This is a genomic window from Reyranella sp. (assembly GCF_004297405.1).
Taxonomy (GTDB): domain Bacteria; phylum Pseudomonadota; class Alphaproteobacteria; order Reyranellales; family Reyranellaceae; genus Reyranella.
Map to the genome: position 1 here is coordinate 1 of NZ_SCVC01000043.1, position 18,052 is coordinate 18,052.

Sequence of the window (18,052 nt, forward strand, 5' to 3'; positions counted from 1 at the left end):
TGAAGAGCCATACATCTCCGCCTGCGGCACGACCTTCGTTAAATACAGCTACAGCGCGCGCGCGATCGCCAATCTTCCAAAAGGCTTCGGAAACATCTCGATACACCATAGCGGTAGCACTTGGCTTCTGCTTCGGATCCATCAAACCTAGGGCCTCCTTGGCACTCTTAAAGCTGCTTTCCCCACCTCTCTTGTCGCCGTCCAATATCTGGTATTCGGCCAAGCTACTGTAAGCTAACGCGAGCGTTCCGCAGTTTAGCTTCTTAGTTCGCGAGCATTCATCAGCAGTGGAAAAGCGGGCGACCTCTTTCTTTGCTAGGCTAATTGCCGTTTTCTGATCGCCGGCTTGCGAGGCTTGCATTGCCACTTGTTGATGAGAAGTGTTTGTAGAACATGCGGTCACAAGGGCGCCGATGACGAGCCAAGTTGCATGTGCCCTTCTGCAGTGAAGATCCCTCGACAGCCAGACCATCTAGGTCCCTCAAATGAACGCCGCCAGCCCGCCCGTTAACGGGGCTTGTGCGGAGAGCGTTGCTAAAGCGAACCAACGATTGGTCGCAAAAACGCGCGACTTGCCGCACAGAGCATCCGCGAGCTTACTGGGACTAATCCGCCTGGTCTTCTTCGATTTCAGGGACATCAAACTTGCATGTGAAAGCGCGCCACGGCCGCGCCCTCGTCATGAAGCGCATGGGTTGGTCAGCCAAGGCCATACGCTTCAAGACCATGAAGAATGATACCGCCGCCGATTCTGCCTGGTCGGCCAGGAGCCGGGGCCGCTAATGGCCGGACCGCTCGATGCCAATTGAAGCGACGCATCTAGAGGACCACCAGTGAAGATCATAAAAATAATCCCTCTTCCTCCGCTTCACTCCGCGGCGGCGAGCCTTGGCCGTTGAGCGCGCACGGCAACTCGCGCACGGCGCTTGCGGTACCAGATCAGGACGCCGGTGACCGAAAGCGAGGCTACGACCAGGCCCATGACGGAGATCAGAATGCGGCCCGGCAGGCCGAGGATGCGACCCGAATGCAGCGGGAACTGTGCCTGGATGAAGATGTCCGCGACCGTGCCCTTCCACGGCAGGCGGTCGCCGATCACCCCGCCGTCGTTGCCGTCGACGTAGATCGCCGGCGGGCCCACGCCCGCCGCACCATGGTCGTCACCTTCGAAGAATCGCACACCATAGAAGCCTTGCCGCCGTACGTAGAAGACATGGCCCACGGGGATGGTCCAGCCGCGTCGCTCCGCCTCGACGCGGCCGATCTCGATGGCTTCGGCGTAGCCAATGCGCGGCTCGATCGGCTTGTCGCGGTCGTTTCGCGGGCGCGTGACGAAAGGCGACGGCGTAACGTTCGACACCGTAGAGAGCAGCGGCAGGAAGACCTCGCGCGAAAGATTGAGCGAGAAGGCCGTGAAGGCCAGCACGAATAGCAGCGCCCATGTCCACAGACCGAAGGCGCGATGGATGTCGAAGTTGATCCGATAAGCGCTGCCCGTCGTCTTGATCATCCAGGCGGGCTTCCAGCGCGCACCCCAGCCGCGGCGCAGCACACGCTCGACGTCGGCGGGACGGCCAGGATTCGGCGCATGGCGCACCGGGGTCGTGAGGTAGAAGCCGATGAAGCAGTCGATGGTCCACAGGATCGCGATGCCGCCCAGCAGCCATTCGCCCCAGCGGTTGATGCCCCAGAACTCCGGGATGTGGAGGCTGAAGTGGAACTTATAGAGGAACGAGACGAACGTCTCGGTCGAGAGCGGAAAGGCCTGCCCCCACTGACGCCGTCCCAGCTCCTCACCCGTCGCGGGATCGAGGAAAATCTGGTTGTAGCCCGGCTCGTAAAGCCGGCCGGTCGCGGGATCGACACGCGGCAGCACGAAGATCGCAAGCGACTCGCCCGGCTCGGCGGACATCGGAATCGACACCGCCTGCACGCGCGGGTCGGCCGCCTCGACGCGCTTCACGAGGTCGAGCACCGGCAGTGCCGGGCCATTCGACCTTGCTTCCATCAAGTGTGGGTTGAGCAAGTCGTCGAGCTCGTGGTCCCACGAGATCACGGCACCCGTCACGCCCGAGACGAACAGGAAGCCCGCGATCACGAGGCCGACCCAGCGGTGCAGGAGCGTCGCGAGGCTTCTCATCGGGTCTAGAATTCGGTCGAGAGCGACAGCATGACCGTCCGCGGCGCGCCCTGCGTGAGGGTGCTGAGCGGCGCCATCCAGTAGTTCATCTCGAACAGGTTCGTGACGTTTGCGCGCAAGGTCACCGGCTTGTGGTCGCCCGGCCGCTCGAACGTATAGCGGGCGCCGACGTCGAAGCGCGTCCAGGGCGAGAGGGCCTGCGTGTTCGCGGCGTCGACGTAGGACTGGCCCGTATAGATCACGCGGCCCAGGAGCGAGAGGCCGTCGACCCACGGCACATCCCAGTCGGCGCCGAGGTTGAGCTGCACCGTCGAAGCGCCGGGTGCGAGCTTTCCGTCGTTGGTTCCGTTCGAGGTCAAGGTCTGGCGCGGATCGAGGAGCGTGATGCCACCGAGGGGCCTGAAGCCCTTGACCGGCTCGCCGAACAGGGTGAGCTCGATCCCCTTGTTGACCTGCTGGCCGTCGGCGGTCTGCGTATTGTTCGACGGATTGGTGATCACACTCTGTCGCGTGATCTGGAACAGGCTGAGGGTCGCGCCGAAGTTGCCGAGGTCGATCTTGGCGCCAACCTCGAATTGCGTCGACACGAAGGGCGGCAGCACCGTGCCGGCGTTGGTGAAGGGCGGCGCGACGACGCTGCCCGCGCTCAGGGCCTGGATGTAATTGCCGTAGAACGAGACTTCCTTCCACGGCCGTGCGACGAAGCCCACTGCCGGGGTCAGCGCACTCGTGTTGTAGCCCGTCGCGGGCGTCCCGGTGTTGGCGACGAAATTCGACTGCTCGACCTTCTGCGCACGGCCGCCGAGGATCAGCTGCAGGCGATCGTCGAACATGAAGAGGTTGTCGGCCAGCGAGATACCGGTCAGAAGCTGGTCCGACCGCGGCGTCGGCCCGGTCAGCGGTGTCGCGAAGAACGGCTGATTGACATAGCGAGGCGTCCAAATGTTCGACGTGAACACGGGGCCCGCGAGGCTCGTGAAATAGAACTGGCTGCGCAGCGAGGTGGCGCTGAGCACCGCCTCATGGCGGACGGGGCCGGTCGAGAACTTGCCGCGCACACCGATCTCGGCCGCCGTCGTCTCCTGCGTGCTGTGGCTGGCGACCGGCGTGGCGGTGAAATTCCCCAGGGCGCTGGTGAGCGTCGGCGAATTGTCGAGGATGCTCGTCTTGCTCCGGCGCGCTCCGACCTTCGCGAAAGCCGTGATCCCGGGCGTGATGTCGTGCTCGAAGCGCATCATGCCGTAAAGGCTGTCGTACTGCTGGTAGCCCCACGGCTGGTAGAAGCTCGAATAAGCCGACGGAGGCGGAGGCACGGGTACGTTCGCCGCGACGAACATGCCGCTCTGGCTGCCATACTGCCACCGGTTGGTATAGCCGAGATCGGCATCGATGCGCGTACGGTCGCCGCGATAGTCGAAGCCGAGGCTCAGCGCGAGCTGGTTGTCGTTCTGGTTCGCGATCGCCGTGTTGCCGCCGGTGAAGAACGCATTGGCCCGAAGGCCGAGCGCCTTGTCGGGCCCGAACCGGCGCCCGACGTCGAGATGGCCGCCGACCTGAGAGTTCGTGCCGTAGATGGCCGTCGCGCGGGTCAGATCCTCGTCGCCGGCGCGCTTCGGCACGAGATTGATCGTTCCGCCCACCATGCCGCGCGGTCCCATGCCGTTCAGCATGGCAGTGGGTCCGCGGAAGACCTCGACGCGCTCGATGCCCGCCATGTTCACGCTGTAATAGGGCGTGGGACCGAACAGCCCGTTGAAGGACATGTCTTCGGGCAGCAACAGAAAGCCGCGGATGTAGAACCAGTCGGCGAGACCATTGCTCGCGTACATGGCGCGGATCGACGGGTCGCCCGCGACTGCATCGGTCAGCGTCACAGCCTGCTGGTTGCGAAGATACTGTTCGGTGTAGGCGGTCGTGCTGAAGGGCGTGTCCATGTAGTCGCGCTCGCCCAGGATGCCGATGCGCTGTCCGGTGGCGACCTGGCCGCCGGCGAACGGCGGCGGCAGGTTGCCGATCTCGGCCTGCGGCGGCGCCACATTCGCTTGCACCTGCACGGGATCGAGCACTATGCCGGACACTCCAGCAGCCGTGACGGTGATCGAGGTCGGCGAGGAGAAGCGGAACGTCGCGCCGGTACCCGCGAGGAGCTGCTGCATCGCCTGCGCCGTCGTCATCGTGCCACTGACGCCGGCCGTCGACTTGCCGACGGTCGCCGCGGAATCGAACACGACCTGCAAGCCGGCTTGCCGCCCGAAGGTGGTGAGTGCCGACGCTAGAGGTTGGGGTGGGATGTCGAACGTTGTCGTGATGCCTGCCTGTGCCTGTTGCGTCTGGGCCTGTTTCGCCTGAGTTTGGGCCGCCTCCTGGGCCAGCGCCGCGCCCGCCGTCATCGACAATGCCGAGACCGTCCCCATCAGGCAGGCCGAGAAGCGGGTGGCCGCGATCAGGCCGGCTTTCATCTTCGTCGAACGCACAACTATCCCCCAAGCAGCCGTGCCGGCGGGATCACGGATTACATTTTCCTACACGACGGCGCGCGCAGGGCTCTCAACGAGGGAACGAACAAGCGGCGCAAAACTTAACGGCGGCCGTCCCACTAAAATCCGCGGCGCGGCAAGGGGCAGCGCCGAGGAGCCTGGCACCATCAACGCGACGAGATCACCGTCAGGTAGGGCGAGATGGCGGTCACCCGCCCGCGCTGCAGGTCGACCAGCGCGCGCAGAGCGTCGGCCGGGTTCTTGAGGTCGATGATGCCCGAGGCGAGACTGTCGGCGATCGTCGAGTCTGCGAATACGATCATGCCGGGCATGTGCCGAGCGATCTGCTCGACGATCTCGCGCACCGGCACGTCGTACACGACGATCCGCCGGTCGCGCCACGCCGTGACATCCTGCGGATCGACGTTGTCCTGCGCGACGCCGCTCTTCGCCGCGACCCTGACGCGTTGGCCAGCGCCGAGCGAGGCGAGCTTTTCCGCATTGTGCCGCAACACGTTCACGCTGCCGGATTGCACCGCCACGGAGACGCCGCTCTCCGACGTCGCCACGTTGAAGGCCGTGCCCGTCACGACGACGTCGATGCCGCCTGCCGCCACGACGAACGGACGCTGCCTTGACGACACGACCTCGAAAAAGGCCTGCCCCGTCAGCAGCCGAACGCCGCGCTGCGAGGCCGTGTAGTCGACCGCGACGGCACTGCCGGCATCGAGCGCGACGCGGCTGCCATCTTCCAGCATGAGGTCGCGAAGCTCCGCCGTCGTCGTGACGTGATCGGCTTGGAGCCGCAATTGCACCGCCGGCACCGCGAAAAAGGCAAGACAGGCTGCCAGCGCCGTGACCGCGAGCGCCGCGCCGCCATAGCACAGGCGTCGCCAGGGCGGCACAGCCCGCGCCGCCTCACGTCGCTCGGGCGTGAGCGAGGCAAGCCGACTCGACGTACCCCAGGCCACCTCGACGGCAGCATAAGCACGGCGGTGGTCATCGCTTAGGGCAAGCCAGCGCTCGAAGTCGGCGCGCAGTGCCGAACCTTCGGGTTCGCCTTCCAGCCGCATAAGCCATTCGATGGCCTGGCCCTGAAGGGACTCGCCCCTGCCTGGCACTGAGTTCAACGTCCTCGGGCTCCTCTCCCAGCGGGGACTGTACGCATTGCCCCTCCACCAGAACGAATGGCAACCGGAAAACTTAACGGCTGCCTCATCCTAGCGGAAGATGAGTCCCTCAGCGCCTGGCATGTTCAAGGTGCAGTGGAGCATCGCGTCCTTGATCATCTTGTGAACGCGCGGGACCGACACGCCGAGGTGGTTGGCGATCTCCTGCAGCGTACGCCGCTCGACGCGATACATCACAAAGGCAACCTGAGTCCGCTCCGGAAGAGCTCCGAGCGCCTGCTCAAGCGCCCGAAGCTTGTCGCGGTAATAGACCACGCGCTCCACCGACGGTGCCTCGCTCGGAATCGCCTCCAATCTTTCCGGCGCGACCGCCTCTGGCGCATGGATCGAGCCGCGTCGCAGGCAGTCCAACGCCAAATTGCGCACGATGGCGAACAGGTATTTCGCGGGCTGGGCAATATGAGCCGCTTCCGGCCCCTTCGAGGAGAAACGGAGCCACGCCTCCTGCACGAGATCCTCCGCCGTCGATCGGTCGCGCAGCAGGTTGTGCGCGTAGTTCAGCAGTTCGTCCCGATGCGCGAGGTAGATAGTCAACGAGGGATTCGCAGAAGCCAATGCAGGCCGTCCCAGTTGCGAATAGGTCTCATTCGTATAGGCCTGACCGGTCTCAGAATCAATGCGCCGCCTGATAGGGACGCGGCAACATGCGCGCATACACCGTGATTGCAGCGCCGCCGTGTAGAGAGCATGACGGGACCGGCTGGAATCAGCCAGTCCGGTCATGTCCTGTGAGCCTGCGATCACCCCGTGCGAGATGCCGTTACTTCGCGCGGCGCCAGGCCCCAAGGCACAATGATGAGGAAGTGCCCCTGGAGGGGCTAAGTACGGGCACGGCCGATCAGCTCTTTCTGGCGCTGCGGATCGCGGCCTTGGAGGAGTACCTGACCTCCTCGCCTCCGCTTCCGTTCATCGTCGACGATCTGTTCGTGAATTTCGATGACGAGCGCGCGGCGGCGGGATTTGAGGTCCTTGGCGACCTTGCCCGTCGCACCCAGGTGAGCTTCCTGACCCATCATGCGCATCTGATCGGCGTGACAGAGGCGTCCCTACCGGAAATCGCGGCTCCAATACGTCTCTAGAGCGCAGGAGCAATCCAGCCGGTCGATAAGGCTGTTATAACAGGATACCGTTATGCACCCTTTGGAGTGAGCCGGGAACGGACGCAATGCCGACGATACCTCTCGACTCGGTCGTTGAGGGCGTAGTAGGCAGCACGATGGTGGAAATGCGTCGGTGGGCGACTAGGCGCGCCTTGACCGAGAAAGCAGCAGTCTAGGGAAGCAGGTCTACTAGTCGCCCCGCAGAGTCGACTGCCCTCACGCGCTTATTGGGGGACGCTGTCTTCTGGCTCTTAAGCTCAATCAGCAGCTTCTGCGTGTCTTGCGCTGGCAGCACAGTAGCCGTCCGCCAGGTGCCATTGTTGTCGACCTGCACGTACCAGTACTCGTCCGTAGCCGCTACTGCCCGCAGTCGCTCAGTACAGAAGCCTCATGATGTGGCCGTTGCATTTACAATCCGCCTGGTCCTGGCATTACTGTAAACACAAATGGGCGGCCACCGATTGTACCCCGCCCATTGCCCCGCAGATCCTCACCCGCGAAATCGAATGTGCCAGTTTGCCCATCGCTGCAAGTGACCGTTCCTTGTGCTTGCGTGGCACCAGCCACCCGCCCCCGAAACAATGGGATCTTGCCTGTGCAGGTACGACCGCTAGTGGTACGGAACTGAAGGTCTCCCTCGTCATTGAAGCGCCGGATCATGGTGCCCGTGAACAACTCTTGGCCTCCGTCGACGGCACCATTCATGGTAAAGTAAGCGCCGCCACAACCCGCTACACCGAGGGTGAGAACAATTAAGATTGCGTTGCGTAACTTGCGTCCGACTTTGACGCTGCTGCTCAATTTTCGCATTTACAACTCGCGGTCAATAATAGTGGCATGCATTAAGGTAGACCCTAGCGCGGTCTCTTAATCTCTAGCATCCAAGTGTGGATACCGTTCATGACCCGGCTACATGCGGCTCCGATCCAGTGTGCGCATGCCCACTTAGGAGCCGGCTCCCAGATTCGGACGTCGAAGGTGGCAACAATAGTCCGCGGCCTTGTCCAACGGCGAAGTCGAAAGTTGCGGGATAGCCAGTCGTGGTCTTGGCATTGATCCGCCCGGATCCATCGGGATTAAGACCCTGAAGCCGCAGCGTCCACTTGGTGTTACGTTCGCTCGTCGCAACCAGGACGTTATCTTTCACGTCAATCTTCCATGAGTAATTCGGCACTCCCTGGAGGCATGAGCCGCCACCGCTCTTAAGCGTTGCTACCGCAGTCCATGATTGGGCCGAAGCAGCGGTCGTAACGCACATTATTGCCGCGGCCAGCCAAGCCACTCTTTTCATTGATCCCCATCCCAACACGACTGACGTGACCTCCGCTGCAATAGCGACAGCTAAGCGCATCACATAGCGTCGCCGCGCAGATCTACCACAGCGAGTGCCGCACGCAAGACGTTCGCGACCAACGCGTATAGGCCTCAGCTACTAGCGCGGCCTTCGCGCGCCCGAGTGCGGAACGAGCTGGGCGACCATGAAGCATGCCCCCTATACGCCCACGAGCCGACCGGACGCACAAGCGCGGAACGGCCGATCAGCTGTTCACGGCGCTGCGGATCGCAGCCCTGGAGGAGTATCTGACGGCCTCACCTCCGCTTCCCTTCATCGTTGACGATCTGTTCGCAAACTTCGACGATGAACGCGCGGCGGGGTTTGAAGTGCCGGACGATCTCGCCCGCCTAACCTAGTGATCTTCCTTACGCATCACACGTATCTGATCGGCGTGACAGAGCGGGCACTGCCGGAAATTGCCGCTTCAATACGTCTCTAGATCGTCGGGCCATAACCTAGCGTGCTGATGCGATAAGCCATTATCCCGCTGCGCCCGGTCGTAATTGATACAGCTCCGATTGAAGAGACTGTTCGACGCGCGATTGGTTCTGGACACGATGGAAATGCGGCGAAGACTTCGTGCCCAGCTTGATTCAACACTTGCATCATCTCGGGTCCGACCGGGCTGCGCTGGCACGACCGGTCGGGTGAGCGCCCTGAACCGAGCGCGCACGGCCCAGCAGCCCGCTCTATTGTCCGCTTGGCATCACGGCTATACTACCTGGCGTAGAGTAAAGTGCCTCAGCTTTTCTAGAAGACAATCCGCCCATGTTTCTAAAGTCTCTTTGCTCAGGCTTGGCCCGGCACTGGCCCACAATCCCCCAGTCAATGCTTGTTGTATGGGGCTTAACTTGGCTCTTGATCGAGCCGTCGGCGTTCTTCTTTCCATTTGCAAAAACGCTGGCCGAAACCTACGCACCGGAGGTAGTCGGCGGATCGTCGCTTGTGGCGATCATATATTCAATTCTTGCCACCAAAGATCCCATACAGATCCACTTTCCCATTAAGACGACAACGACCGAGGTCTGGATAAGGTTCGGAGATCTATTCGAAGCTGACGGACACGTCGTCATTGCCGTCAACGAGTTCTTCGACAGTGAAATCGGGCGACCAGTCGCCCCTAGTTCTGTTCACGGCCAGTTCATTACTCGTGTTCTTGGCGGCAATGCCAATCGATTTAACGCTGATGTCGACCGAAGCTTAGACGGCACTGCATCGGACATAGTTGACCGGCCCGAGGGACGACCCCGTCGCTATCCCCTAGGCACAACGGCTATTCTTCATGAGGGTCGGCGGAAGTACTTCCTGTTTGCGTTGACCAAGACGGATCCGGTGACTTGCGAAGCGAACGCGGATGTACCTCAAATGTGGTCTGCATTGCTCAAACTTTGGGATTGCGTTCGGGTCGAAGCGAACGGTGAACGCGTCTGCATGCCACTAATCGGCGCCGGACTGGCGAGAATCAATTTAGAGCCCACCCATCTCTTGCGGTTGGCTTTGCTTTCGCTCCTTGTTCAGACCAGGAGCCGGACAATTACCAGCCAGATTGAGATCGTCCTACATAAGAGCCTTATTGGCAGGATCGACCTTCGAGCAGTGCGGGACGATTGGAGATAGCATGGCATATCGCAGCGGCACATACGTCGCGTTCCATGCAGAAGGAACGTCGGATCCGACGGAATCTGACATGAAATACTATCGGCTTCTTCAAGCGTGGGACAAGAACAAGAAGTTCGACTTCCGTCTGGTCAACAGTCACGACAAGGTGGCTGCAGTACGCGACACTAGCAAACGTGCAACCTTGGAAGCGAGCCTCCGTCAGCGGCTCAGTAACTCCCGGAACGTGCTTTTAATAATTGGCAAGACGACCAAATTGGACGATGACTGGATACCGTTCGAGATTGCCTACGCAGTAGACAAATGTACGATCCCGATCATCGCAGCCTACACCGACTACGTAACTGTCACAGCACCGGCACAATTGCGCGGCCTCTGGCCAAAGGCGCTGGCGCTTCGAATCGCGAACCAGACCGCGCGTGTCATTCACATACCATTCAAACAGGCACCAGTTACCGATGCGGTCGGTCAGTTCGATCACAACAACTTACCCAAAGGCGCTGCTAGCCACTATGGCGCGGACACCTACCGCGCGTGGGGACTAGGGCATCAGTGAAGTGCAGGCACTAGTCCGACGCAAAATGCCACGAGGCCGAAGACCTGACACGTTTACTCGCTGACGCCGCTTTCTCAGTCAGTAGATCAATGCCCCAAGGACGTGACGCACTTATCGGGTCGACCCGCACGACACGCAGCGGCGCGCACTCGCCGAGCATCCACCCCTCGGCGATCGCCACGGAGACGACTTGGTCGACTGGAACCGTCAACTCAACCTGCGCCCCCATCTCCCCCGCCCGCGGACACCGCTCGAAGGCCTGAATCGAAATGGCCGCGAGTACCTCACGATTGCTCGCGAAGTCCTTTGATCTGTTAGGTGCCCTTTTAGTCGGCCGGACGATTGCTATTCTTTGTCCAGACTAGAGGCGCTAGCACTAAAATTGGCACCGCTCACAGATTTCACAGTGGGGCCGTCAAGGGTCACGGCCACGCTTGGCCAAAGGACCGTCGGAGTGGCCTCCGTTGAAGACGCGGCGCGCCTCATCGGCACAAAAACTCAGGTTGGTCAGCGACAATTGTGAATACAGCCCAAGCACTTCTACCTTCCGAGACGAGGAATGCGTAACGATTGGCCCACATAGATGCGATCTGGATGTTCTAGCTTGTCCAAGTTCGCCTTGAAGATGTCAGGTGCTTTAGTGTGGTCATTGTAATATTGCATCGCGATAGCGTTCAGGCCGTCTCCGGGCACAACACGGTGAATTGCCAGGATCTCCGTGGGAGGTTCGACGCCAACGCCCAAAGTCTGAGCGTCAAGGCCACTCAGGATGGCTGAGACGTTCGCCAGGGTCTTTGGTTTGTAGGCGGTTTTGTCCTTGAGGTTCTCGGGCTTGTCCAGCCAGCGCCTTCGGGCGCTAATGCTGACTTCGTGCAGAAGCTTGGGACCCGGAACACGGTCGACCTTGGGCAGCAGATCCATGATCCTTGAAATGATCCCAGGTCGTGCCACCGGGAGTGCGTTCTGAAGATGATCCTTGTAGTCGGGGGAAAGCTCGAAGATCCGCGATTGCGGCACGCCGTCGAACTCCAGGCCGCATTTTCGAGCGCCATCTAGAACCCAATCCAGCGCCTGATCTGAAAGCCCGCGCCGCTCACCACCACCACCAACAGCACCGTGCACGCCGGGGAACCAACGCTGCTGGTAGGGTGCGTCATCAGCTTTCTCGTCAGCGCCGACACCCACATTCAGCTCAGCAACGTTGTCCCACAGGGTCGGCAGAAAATCACGCCGGTGTTCATCGATCGCCACGGCATGTCGTGCGCTCTTGATAAAGGGGGAGAGGCGCGTGTCGTGAAACTGATGCTGCCTGTTGAGGAAGGCGAGTAACTTGTATCGGGCTGGGATGCCGAGTGCTCCGACCGAGTCCCAGACCCCGAGATAATCGATCTTCAGCCGGCCACTTTGGCCGGCCGTGTAGCCCTTCACGTTTGCGCACCGCCAAGCCTCATCTTCATCAGACACACATAGGGCAGGTGAGTAGTTGCTCCGGAATGCCATCATCTCCGCAGCAAAGGCGGTCGAGTCCCCTTTCCTATTCTGGTAACGCTCGATAGCTTCGGTGACCTTAGAAGCGTCGCTTCGTTGCAGGAGGCCGCAGGTACTCAGCATCCCCGCGAAGGAGCGTGCGGTGTAGGCCCCCCGTGAGAAGCCGAAGACATAGATCTGATCTCCCGGCGTGTGATTGAAAATGAGAAAGCGATAGGCGTCCCCCAGGTTCTCGACCATTCCGGCGCCGAAGATGCCTCCGGTGTACTTCTCCCATTTTCCCGTGCCGATGCCCTCATCATAGAAGATGGCTTGAGCAGTACCGTCACTCGCCTGCGGGAGAACACTCTCGGCGGTAATAACAACGTTCGTCGGGTATGGCGCATCGAGGCGATTCCACGTCCCATCAAAGCAGATGACTAACCTCTTCATGACACCTCCGTAGCGCGGGGCATTACTAGGGAGCGCACGGCAGCGCGCAACTGACCTGAAACCGGCATCACGACTCCCCAGGGATAAGAAGGGCTGCCAGCTCGCTCGTACTGATAGACGATCATACTGGGCAAGTTGCGCTTGTCGTAAAGCTGGCTAAAGCGAAAGACGACACTGCGGGAGTGATACCCTATCCGACCAAAGCGACTAACTTGCTCATCGAGGCGCGCCACGGCCGTGCTGGCCCTCGAGCTAAACGGCAAGCAGCGAATTCAGCCTGGTAAGGGCGGGCTTGGCGTAGGCAAATGGATCCACTGACAGGGTGCCGGAAATGGTATCGGCCATCCCTTAATTTGACGGACGTCGTCGGAGACGTGAACAGGATCATTGATGCCAAGCGCCCTGACGCGCCATTTATGCTGGTGACCGACGGCATCACCTGGACGCGGCGGGAGTCGGACCTTAGCAAGCTTGTACAGCTGCAAATCGGCGGCCAGATCGCCCGGATCTACACCACCAAGATGGCGTCACAGTTCAAGGCCGAACTTGAGACGCTAAGGGCAGAATTGAAGATCTGAGTGCGCTCCAAGTCGGCCAGACATACCGTCCCTTGCGCCCGGACATTTTGTCCATATACTATGGACAAGCTGGAAGGGCGTTAGAATATGGACCGTAACGAATTACTGCTGGTGCTTCGAAAGCTTCGCCTCTCCCCGAAGGAGGCGGCCGGGCTCCTGTCGGTCGATCCCAAGACTGTAGCAAGATGGATGGAGCGTGGAGCGAAAGTCCCTGGCCCCGCCGAACAGGCCTTGCGGGCATGGGCCAGATTGGCGGACGCAGGATTGCCTTGGCGGCCGCGGGAATGCCTTATCGGTTTGTCGGAAGCAGATGCGGCCGAGCAGATCAGATTGCTGCGCGAGCACAATCTGGCGCTCGACGACATGCTACGCCGTGTAAAGGCCCGCGGTGGACCCGCAGCTCCGTGGATGGTCGACCTGGACAACCACACCGCGGAACTCGGTGAATCGATGAGGCTGTACTTTTATGCGCTCCCCGATGGCGGATTTTCTCCTTCGTCATACAGCCGATTGGACCGCGACCCAAACTACGAACGCGACTGGCCGCTAATCGAGGATGCGATCGCCAGTATCGCCGAAGCGATCCGTGATGCAGGCCCTCGCTGGTATAAGCGTGCCAATGTCTGATCCATTGGACGAGACGCCGGTCGACATGGCGATTCGGTTCCAGAGCGGGCTGATCGCATCTGCGACGGGTAGTGCATTCGACGGCGGCGGCGACGCCTACAAGCAGCTCCGTCACTATTTCGCGTCGCACCTCGACACGAAGGCAAAGCTGGTCCGCCGGTGCAGCGACCTCGGTCAGTTCTGGGGCTTCATAAAGTACGAGCGCGCAAGGTATGCTGAACGTCGCGATTTGGTCTGGGACGCCTTTCGGCCCTTAATCGAGCATCTTGAAGCAAATGACCGGCCGCCGGGTTCCGAAGCCATCGGCCCCGCACTCCAAAGGTTCGACTCCGAACACGTGGCGGCCGCCTGGCAGAAGGCGCTCGATCGCCGCGTGGCGGATCCGGAAGGGGCGATCACCGCGGCGCACACCTTGCTCGAGACGGTCTGCAAGCATGTGCTGGATGTCGCCAGCATTCCATGCTCCGCCGACGCCGACCTGCCGAAACTATGGGCGCTTGTGGCCGAGCAGCTAAACCTGGCCCCTCACCAGCATCAGGAAACTGTCTTCAAAGCCATCCTCGGCAACTGCCAGGCCGTGGTGAACAATCTCGGTACAACACGGAATCGTGTTGGCGACGCCCACGGCCATGGCCGCAATCCGGTGAAACCAAAAGCGCGGCATGCAGAGCTTGCAGTCAATCTTGCTGGCACGATGGCTTCGTTCATCGTGTCGACCTGGCAGGAGCGTCAGGAGGCCAAATGACACTCAGACCAGAAAGGAACACGGACGCATGATCGACGTGCCAATGGCCTACGGCTCACACCATCGCATCACACAGAGCGTCAACGACGTGCGCGTCAGCCTCGTTCCTGGCCCAGAAGTCGAGTTGACGGCGTTCGTCGTTCCCGATTCCGGCATTTCGAACTTGTCGTCCCTGCCGTCAGCAAGCATCACGATCCACATGGACGTTCCGTCCGCGAGAGAGCTTCTCTCACAGTTAATAGGCATGTTCCAGGTCCAGGGCTGGCCGCTGCCTCGCGAGCACCGTTGATGGGCGCAGGGTCGGGCCGGCGCGAGGCGACACACGAAACGAAGAGAACCATCAGGTCCAAGAGCCGAGAGACGCCATGCCAGTGACAGTATTCATTTCGTACTCGCATGCAGATGCCGCGGTGCTTGAGCGTCTGCATAAGCATCTTGCGATGCTGCGTCGCGACTCGATCATCAAGGCTTGGACCGACCACGAAATCCTTCCAGGTGACCGCTTCGACGCCGTCATCAAGAGCAGCCTCGAAAACAGCGCATTGTTTCTGGCGCTTGTCAGCCCTGACTATCTTGCTTCCAACTATTGCTATGAGAAGGAGTTTCAGCACGCATTGACTCTCATGAAAGCCGGGCGTCTTCGCATCGTGCCGATCATCGTAGAACCGTGCGACTGGCAAAACTCGCCCTTCGGCCAGTTCATGGCACTGCCCAAAGATGGAAAGCCGGTTTCGGATTGGACCAACGCGAACACAGCCTATCTCGACGTCGTGGGAGGTCTCCGAAGGTTCCTGACGGCGCCTGCGCCTTCGTTGACAACTGAGATCAGAACGGCTCCCGGCAACGCCGCACCTCGGCGCGTACGGGTCAAGCAGGATTTCGACTCGATTCAGAAGGCCGAATTCACCGACCGGGCATACGAGATCATCCGCAACTATTTCGAATCATCGTGCAAGGAGCTTACCGAGGTTGGAGAGGGCACTCTGAAGGCGAAGTTCGAAGCGATGAACGCCACGACCTTCACCTGCACGGTCATCAATCGAGCGAAGAAGTCCGCCGAGGCACACATAACCATCCGCAATTCCAAAGGTGGTGGAGGTTTCTTCGGCGACATCAACTACGTCTATGAGCGCCATGCGCCCGGCAATATATCCAATGGCCACGTGGGCGTGGAAGCAGACGACTACAGTCTCTATCTGACCTTGGCCAATTTCTCTTCTGGCCGTTCACGGGAGGACAAGTATTCGGCCGAACAGGTCGCCGACCGACTGTGGTCCGATTTGGTCAGCCGGGCGGGCATTGAGTACGAATAGACACGAGTGTTTTGAAAGATGCTTTCCCTTTGACACGGCGGCCAAAACCGCTCGGTGATGAGAGACCTTACGGAAACAAGCGGAGCGCGCTAACCAGAGTGTATGGTGATTGGATTTGCGCAATCAGACGGCAAGTTGCGAGAAGTCCCTCAGAGGACACAGAGCGGACAAAAAGAGGGCTTGGGCGGCCGAATCTTAAGAGGGTTTTTTCCCGAGTGGAACGGTCCGCCTGCTTCATCTGGAACGTTACGAGGGCGGCGGCCCGCTCACTGCGTGATGGTCGGCCGGCGTCCCGCGGCTCGGCTGCACAACGGCTAAATCCATCGCATTAAGGTAAACCACATCCGCTGACAGTCGAGAATTACTCACCTCGACGTATACCAACGCGGCACTGTCCCGCAGATCATTTCGACGACTGCAAACTCCCGTGCCATGGCCACCACTCCTAGAGCCGATGTAATTCTATCTACTTAGGCGCGAGCTAATATTCTTGATTAATTCTGGGCGCGCACCAAGCTCGTTCAAATGAAGTTCCCTCGCCTCAGCCAGTATCGAACTGGCGGCACCAGCCAACACATGAAGGTCGGCATACCCCTACCCCGCACGCCGGATGGCCGGGTCTATCGGTTTTCGCCGAATGAGAATGCGTACCCACGCCACTTTGTTATCGGCAACGTCGTCGCGAGCGTCGGCCTTTCGAAGGAACTACGCGTTCGAATGAAGCATGAGCCCCACACTAAGCAAACTGTTTGCCCCTATAGCGGCATTGTCGCCGATGACGATGCATTCATACATCCAGACGATGTGAAAGCAGCGCTGGAAATAGTAAAGCACGCCGCAGCGCAGGACATGCAAGACGCCGTATCGGATATATTCAGAAACGCGTTCAAAGGGAGTTCTTCGGTAAAAGGACCCATCAGAGTTACGACAGACGTAAAGCGCAGCATACCAAAGCCGAAACCGCGCTTTTCCCGCCAGGACCTTATGCGTAAGCTGGTCTGCGACCATTGCGGCCGCGACTATGGACTCTTCGCCATCGGCCTCTTCTGTCCCGACTGTGGCGCCCCCAATCTTCGACTACATTTCTCGCGCGAAGCGGAATTGGTCGATGACCAGGTCTCGCTAGCTAAAGGAATCGAAACCGAGAAGGAAGAGTTAGCTTATCGCCTGTTGGGCAACGCTCACGAAGACGTCTTGACGGCTTTTGAAGCGACGCTAAAGGCCGTCTATTTTTATGGGAAAGCGCAGGCCAATGTCAGTCCGCCAAAGGTTGGAAACGATTTTCAGAATATAGATAAGGCTCTTAGGCGGTTCGCAGAACTCAATCTCAATCCCTTCGCGGAATTGACCGATCCCGAGATGGCAGCGTTGCTGCTCAACATCCAAAAGCGCCACATCATCGGCCACAATCTCGGCGTCGTGGATGACAAGTTTGCTACCCATGCAAACGATGCCAAGGTCGGTGAGACCGTAGGTCTCGTCGGTGCAGACATCCAGCAGTTCGCCGCCATTGGTCAGAAGGTTGTCGACGGGCTCGATGCTTGGCTTTGCGGTTCACCATCACCTACCGTCAATCATTCGCCTTTGCTCATGACAATCAAGGAACCGACCGTAGATCCAGATGATCCTAAAAACCTTAGGGCGCTCGACCTTCAGCTATCGCTGTTGGCGCGCAAAGTGGCCGTTTGGGTGGCCGAGCATTGCACCGACGGTTCGCGCGGCTTTGTGGATGCCAGCAAGCTGCGCAAGGAATTCAAAGACAACTCCGAAGTGGAACTTGAGGAAGCAGTAGCCGAGTTGGCCACTGATGGTTTCGTAGAGATATCGCATTTTTCTGGTGGCGGATTGACGAACTTCCGGCCTTTGCTCGATCTCTATCTGACATTCGACGGACCGGCATTCGGTCGTGACCCGGTCGCCGACACAGTAACAGTCACTGAGCTTGCACTGGCGAGGCCGGATAGCGTCAGGGGTGAAGAGCTCTTAGCGCAAACAGGCTGGGATCTACGACGATTCAACCCAATATTCGAGCACATTGCGGCGCAAATCCCGGATCGTGGAGTGCGCCGCTATCTTGGCACCAAGCTTTCTGTCTCTTCCCTCCACCTACTCGCCGAAGACCGCGTACAATTAAAGCGGTTCGTCGCTCGTCTGAAGAGCTAAGACGGCAAAGTCGCCCCGAAGGATCTACGATACCTCTGGGATGACCCAACAACTCACGATGTTTCTAGGATCTCCTAAGCGTCGCGCCTCATGAGCTTGTTCAGGCGACAGGCGGACAGCCAAGTTGCAGCCGGGAGACGCTGTCTTAGTGGAGAATTCGTTCCAAATCTGCTTCCCAAAATAGGGCTTACTTCGAGACCAATCGATCCATCCAGTCTCAGTTTGACTAGTAACACCTCCGGCAGCGCGGCAGAGTCTCACACTTAGGCAGTACCCGACATCGGCCAAGG

Annotated in this window: 17 protein-coding genes; 11 read left to right on the forward strand and 6 right to left on the reverse strand. The window is 59.9% G+C overall.

Annotated features, from left to right (window positions below; translation table 11 throughout):
* The 5 genes from EPO50_RS27795 to EPO50_RS27815 form a co-directional block, all read right to left on the reverse strand.
* A partial coding sequence (locus tag EPO50_RS27795; protein ID WP_296349695.1) for a hypothetical protein occupies positions 1–472 on the reverse strand: 472 nt, incomplete at its 3' end.
* 396 nt (positions 473–868) lie between these two features.
* Positions 869–2,140, reverse strand: a complete 1,272-nt coding sequence (locus tag EPO50_RS27800; RefSeq protein WP_296349698.1) for a PepSY domain-containing protein — start codon at positions 2,138–2,140, stop codon at positions 869–871.
* A 5-nt stretch (positions 2,141–2,145) separates the two neighbouring features.
* Positions 2,146–4,614 carry a TonB-dependent receptor gene (locus tag EPO50_RS27805; RefSeq protein ID WP_296349700.1) on the reverse strand — a complete coding sequence of 823 codons (2,469 nt, stop codon included), beginning with the start codon at positions 4,612–4,614 and terminating at the stop codon, positions 2,146–2,148.
* 170 nt (positions 4,615–4,784) lie between these two features.
* Positions 4,785–5,738, reverse strand: coding sequence for a FecR domain-containing protein (locus EPO50_RS27810; protein ID WP_296349948.1), 954 nt, complete (start codon positions 5,736–5,738; stop codon positions 4,785–4,787).
* 99 nt (positions 5,739–5,837) lie between these two features.
* A complete protein-coding gene (locus EPO50_RS27815; protein WP_296349702.1) occupies positions 5,838–6,530 on the reverse strand; it encodes a sigma-70 family RNA polymerase sigma factor in 693 nt (230 codons plus the stop codon).
* Positions 6,531–6,610: 80 nt separating this feature from the next.
* Between EPO50_RS27815 and EPO50_RS27820 the strand changes: the two genes are divergently transcribed.
* From EPO50_RS27820 to EPO50_RS27840, 5 genes are all read left to right on the forward strand, one after another.
* Positions 6,611–6,886 carry a hypothetical protein gene (locus EPO50_RS27820; protein WP_296349704.1) on the forward strand — a complete coding sequence of 92 codons (276 nt, stop codon included), beginning with the start codon at positions 6,611–6,613 and terminating at the stop codon, positions 6,884–6,886.
* Between the two features lie 411 nt (positions 6,887–7,297).
* Complete coding sequence (locus EPO50_RS27825) at positions 7,298–7,663, forward strand: hypothetical protein (protein ID WP_296349706.1); 366 nt, start codon at positions 7,298–7,300, stop codon at positions 7,661–7,663.
* Positions 7,664–8,392: 729 nt separating this feature from the next.
* Positions 8,393–8,599, forward strand: coding sequence for a hypothetical protein (locus tag EPO50_RS27830; protein ID WP_296349708.1), 207 nt, complete (start codon positions 8,393–8,395; stop codon positions 8,597–8,599).
* A gap of 502 nt (positions 8,600–9,101) precedes the next feature.
* Entirely contained in the window at positions 9,102–9,860 is a 759-nt protein-coding gene (locus tag EPO50_RS27835) for a macro domain-containing protein (RefSeq protein WP_296349709.1), read from the forward strand.
* Position 9,861: 1 nt separating this feature from the next.
* Positions 9,862–10,416: a TIR domain-containing protein gene (locus EPO50_RS27840; protein WP_296349711.1), complete on the forward strand. Its 555-nt coding sequence runs from the start codon at positions 9,862–9,864 to the stop codon at positions 10,414–10,416.
* Between the two features lie 540 nt (positions 10,417–10,956).
* On the opposite strand, the gene EPO50_RS27845 is transcribed toward EPO50_RS27840, so the two are convergent.
* A complete protein-coding gene (locus tag EPO50_RS27845; RefSeq protein ID WP_296349714.1) occupies positions 10,957–12,336 on the reverse strand; it encodes a DUF2235 domain-containing protein in 1,380 nt (459 codons plus the stop codon).
* Positions 12,337–12,710: 374 nt separating this feature from the next.
* On the opposite strand from EPO50_RS27845, the gene EPO50_RS27850 reads away from it, so the two are divergent.
* From EPO50_RS27850 to EPO50_RS27875, 6 genes are all read left to right on the forward strand, one after another.
* The gene (locus tag EPO50_RS27850) at positions 12,711–12,914 is read left to right on the forward strand and encodes a hypothetical protein (RefSeq protein WP_296349715.1); all 204 of its coding nucleotides are present in this window, start codon (positions 12,711–12,713) and stop codon (positions 12,912–12,914) included.
* Between the two features lie 87 nt (positions 12,915–13,001).
* Complete coding sequence (locus tag EPO50_RS27855; protein WP_296349717.1) at positions 13,002–13,541, forward strand: hypothetical protein; 540 nt, start codon at positions 13,002–13,004, stop codon at positions 13,539–13,541.
* Positions 13,542–13,545: 4 nt separating this feature from the next.
* Positions 13,546–14,286 carry an abortive infection family protein gene (locus tag EPO50_RS27860; protein WP_296349719.1) on the forward strand — a complete coding sequence of 247 codons (741 nt, stop codon included), beginning with the start codon at positions 13,546–13,548 and terminating at the stop codon, positions 14,284–14,286.
* A 28-nt stretch (positions 14,287–14,314) separates the two neighbouring features.
* Positions 14,315–14,575 carry a hypothetical protein gene (locus EPO50_RS27865; protein WP_296349721.1) on the forward strand — a complete coding sequence of 87 codons (261 nt, stop codon included), beginning with the start codon at positions 14,315–14,317 and terminating at the stop codon, positions 14,573–14,575.
* 76 nt (positions 14,576–14,651) lie between these two features.
* Entirely contained in the window at positions 14,652–15,599 is a 948-nt protein-coding gene (locus EPO50_RS27870; RefSeq protein ID WP_296349723.1) for a toll/interleukin-1 receptor domain-containing protein, read from the forward strand.
* A gap of 525 nt (positions 15,600–16,124) precedes the next feature.
* Entirely contained in the window at positions 16,125–17,762 is a 1,638-nt protein-coding gene (locus EPO50_RS27875) for a hypothetical protein (RefSeq protein ID WP_296349725.1), read from the forward strand.
* The last annotated feature ends 290 nt before the right edge of the window (positions 17,763–18,052 follow it).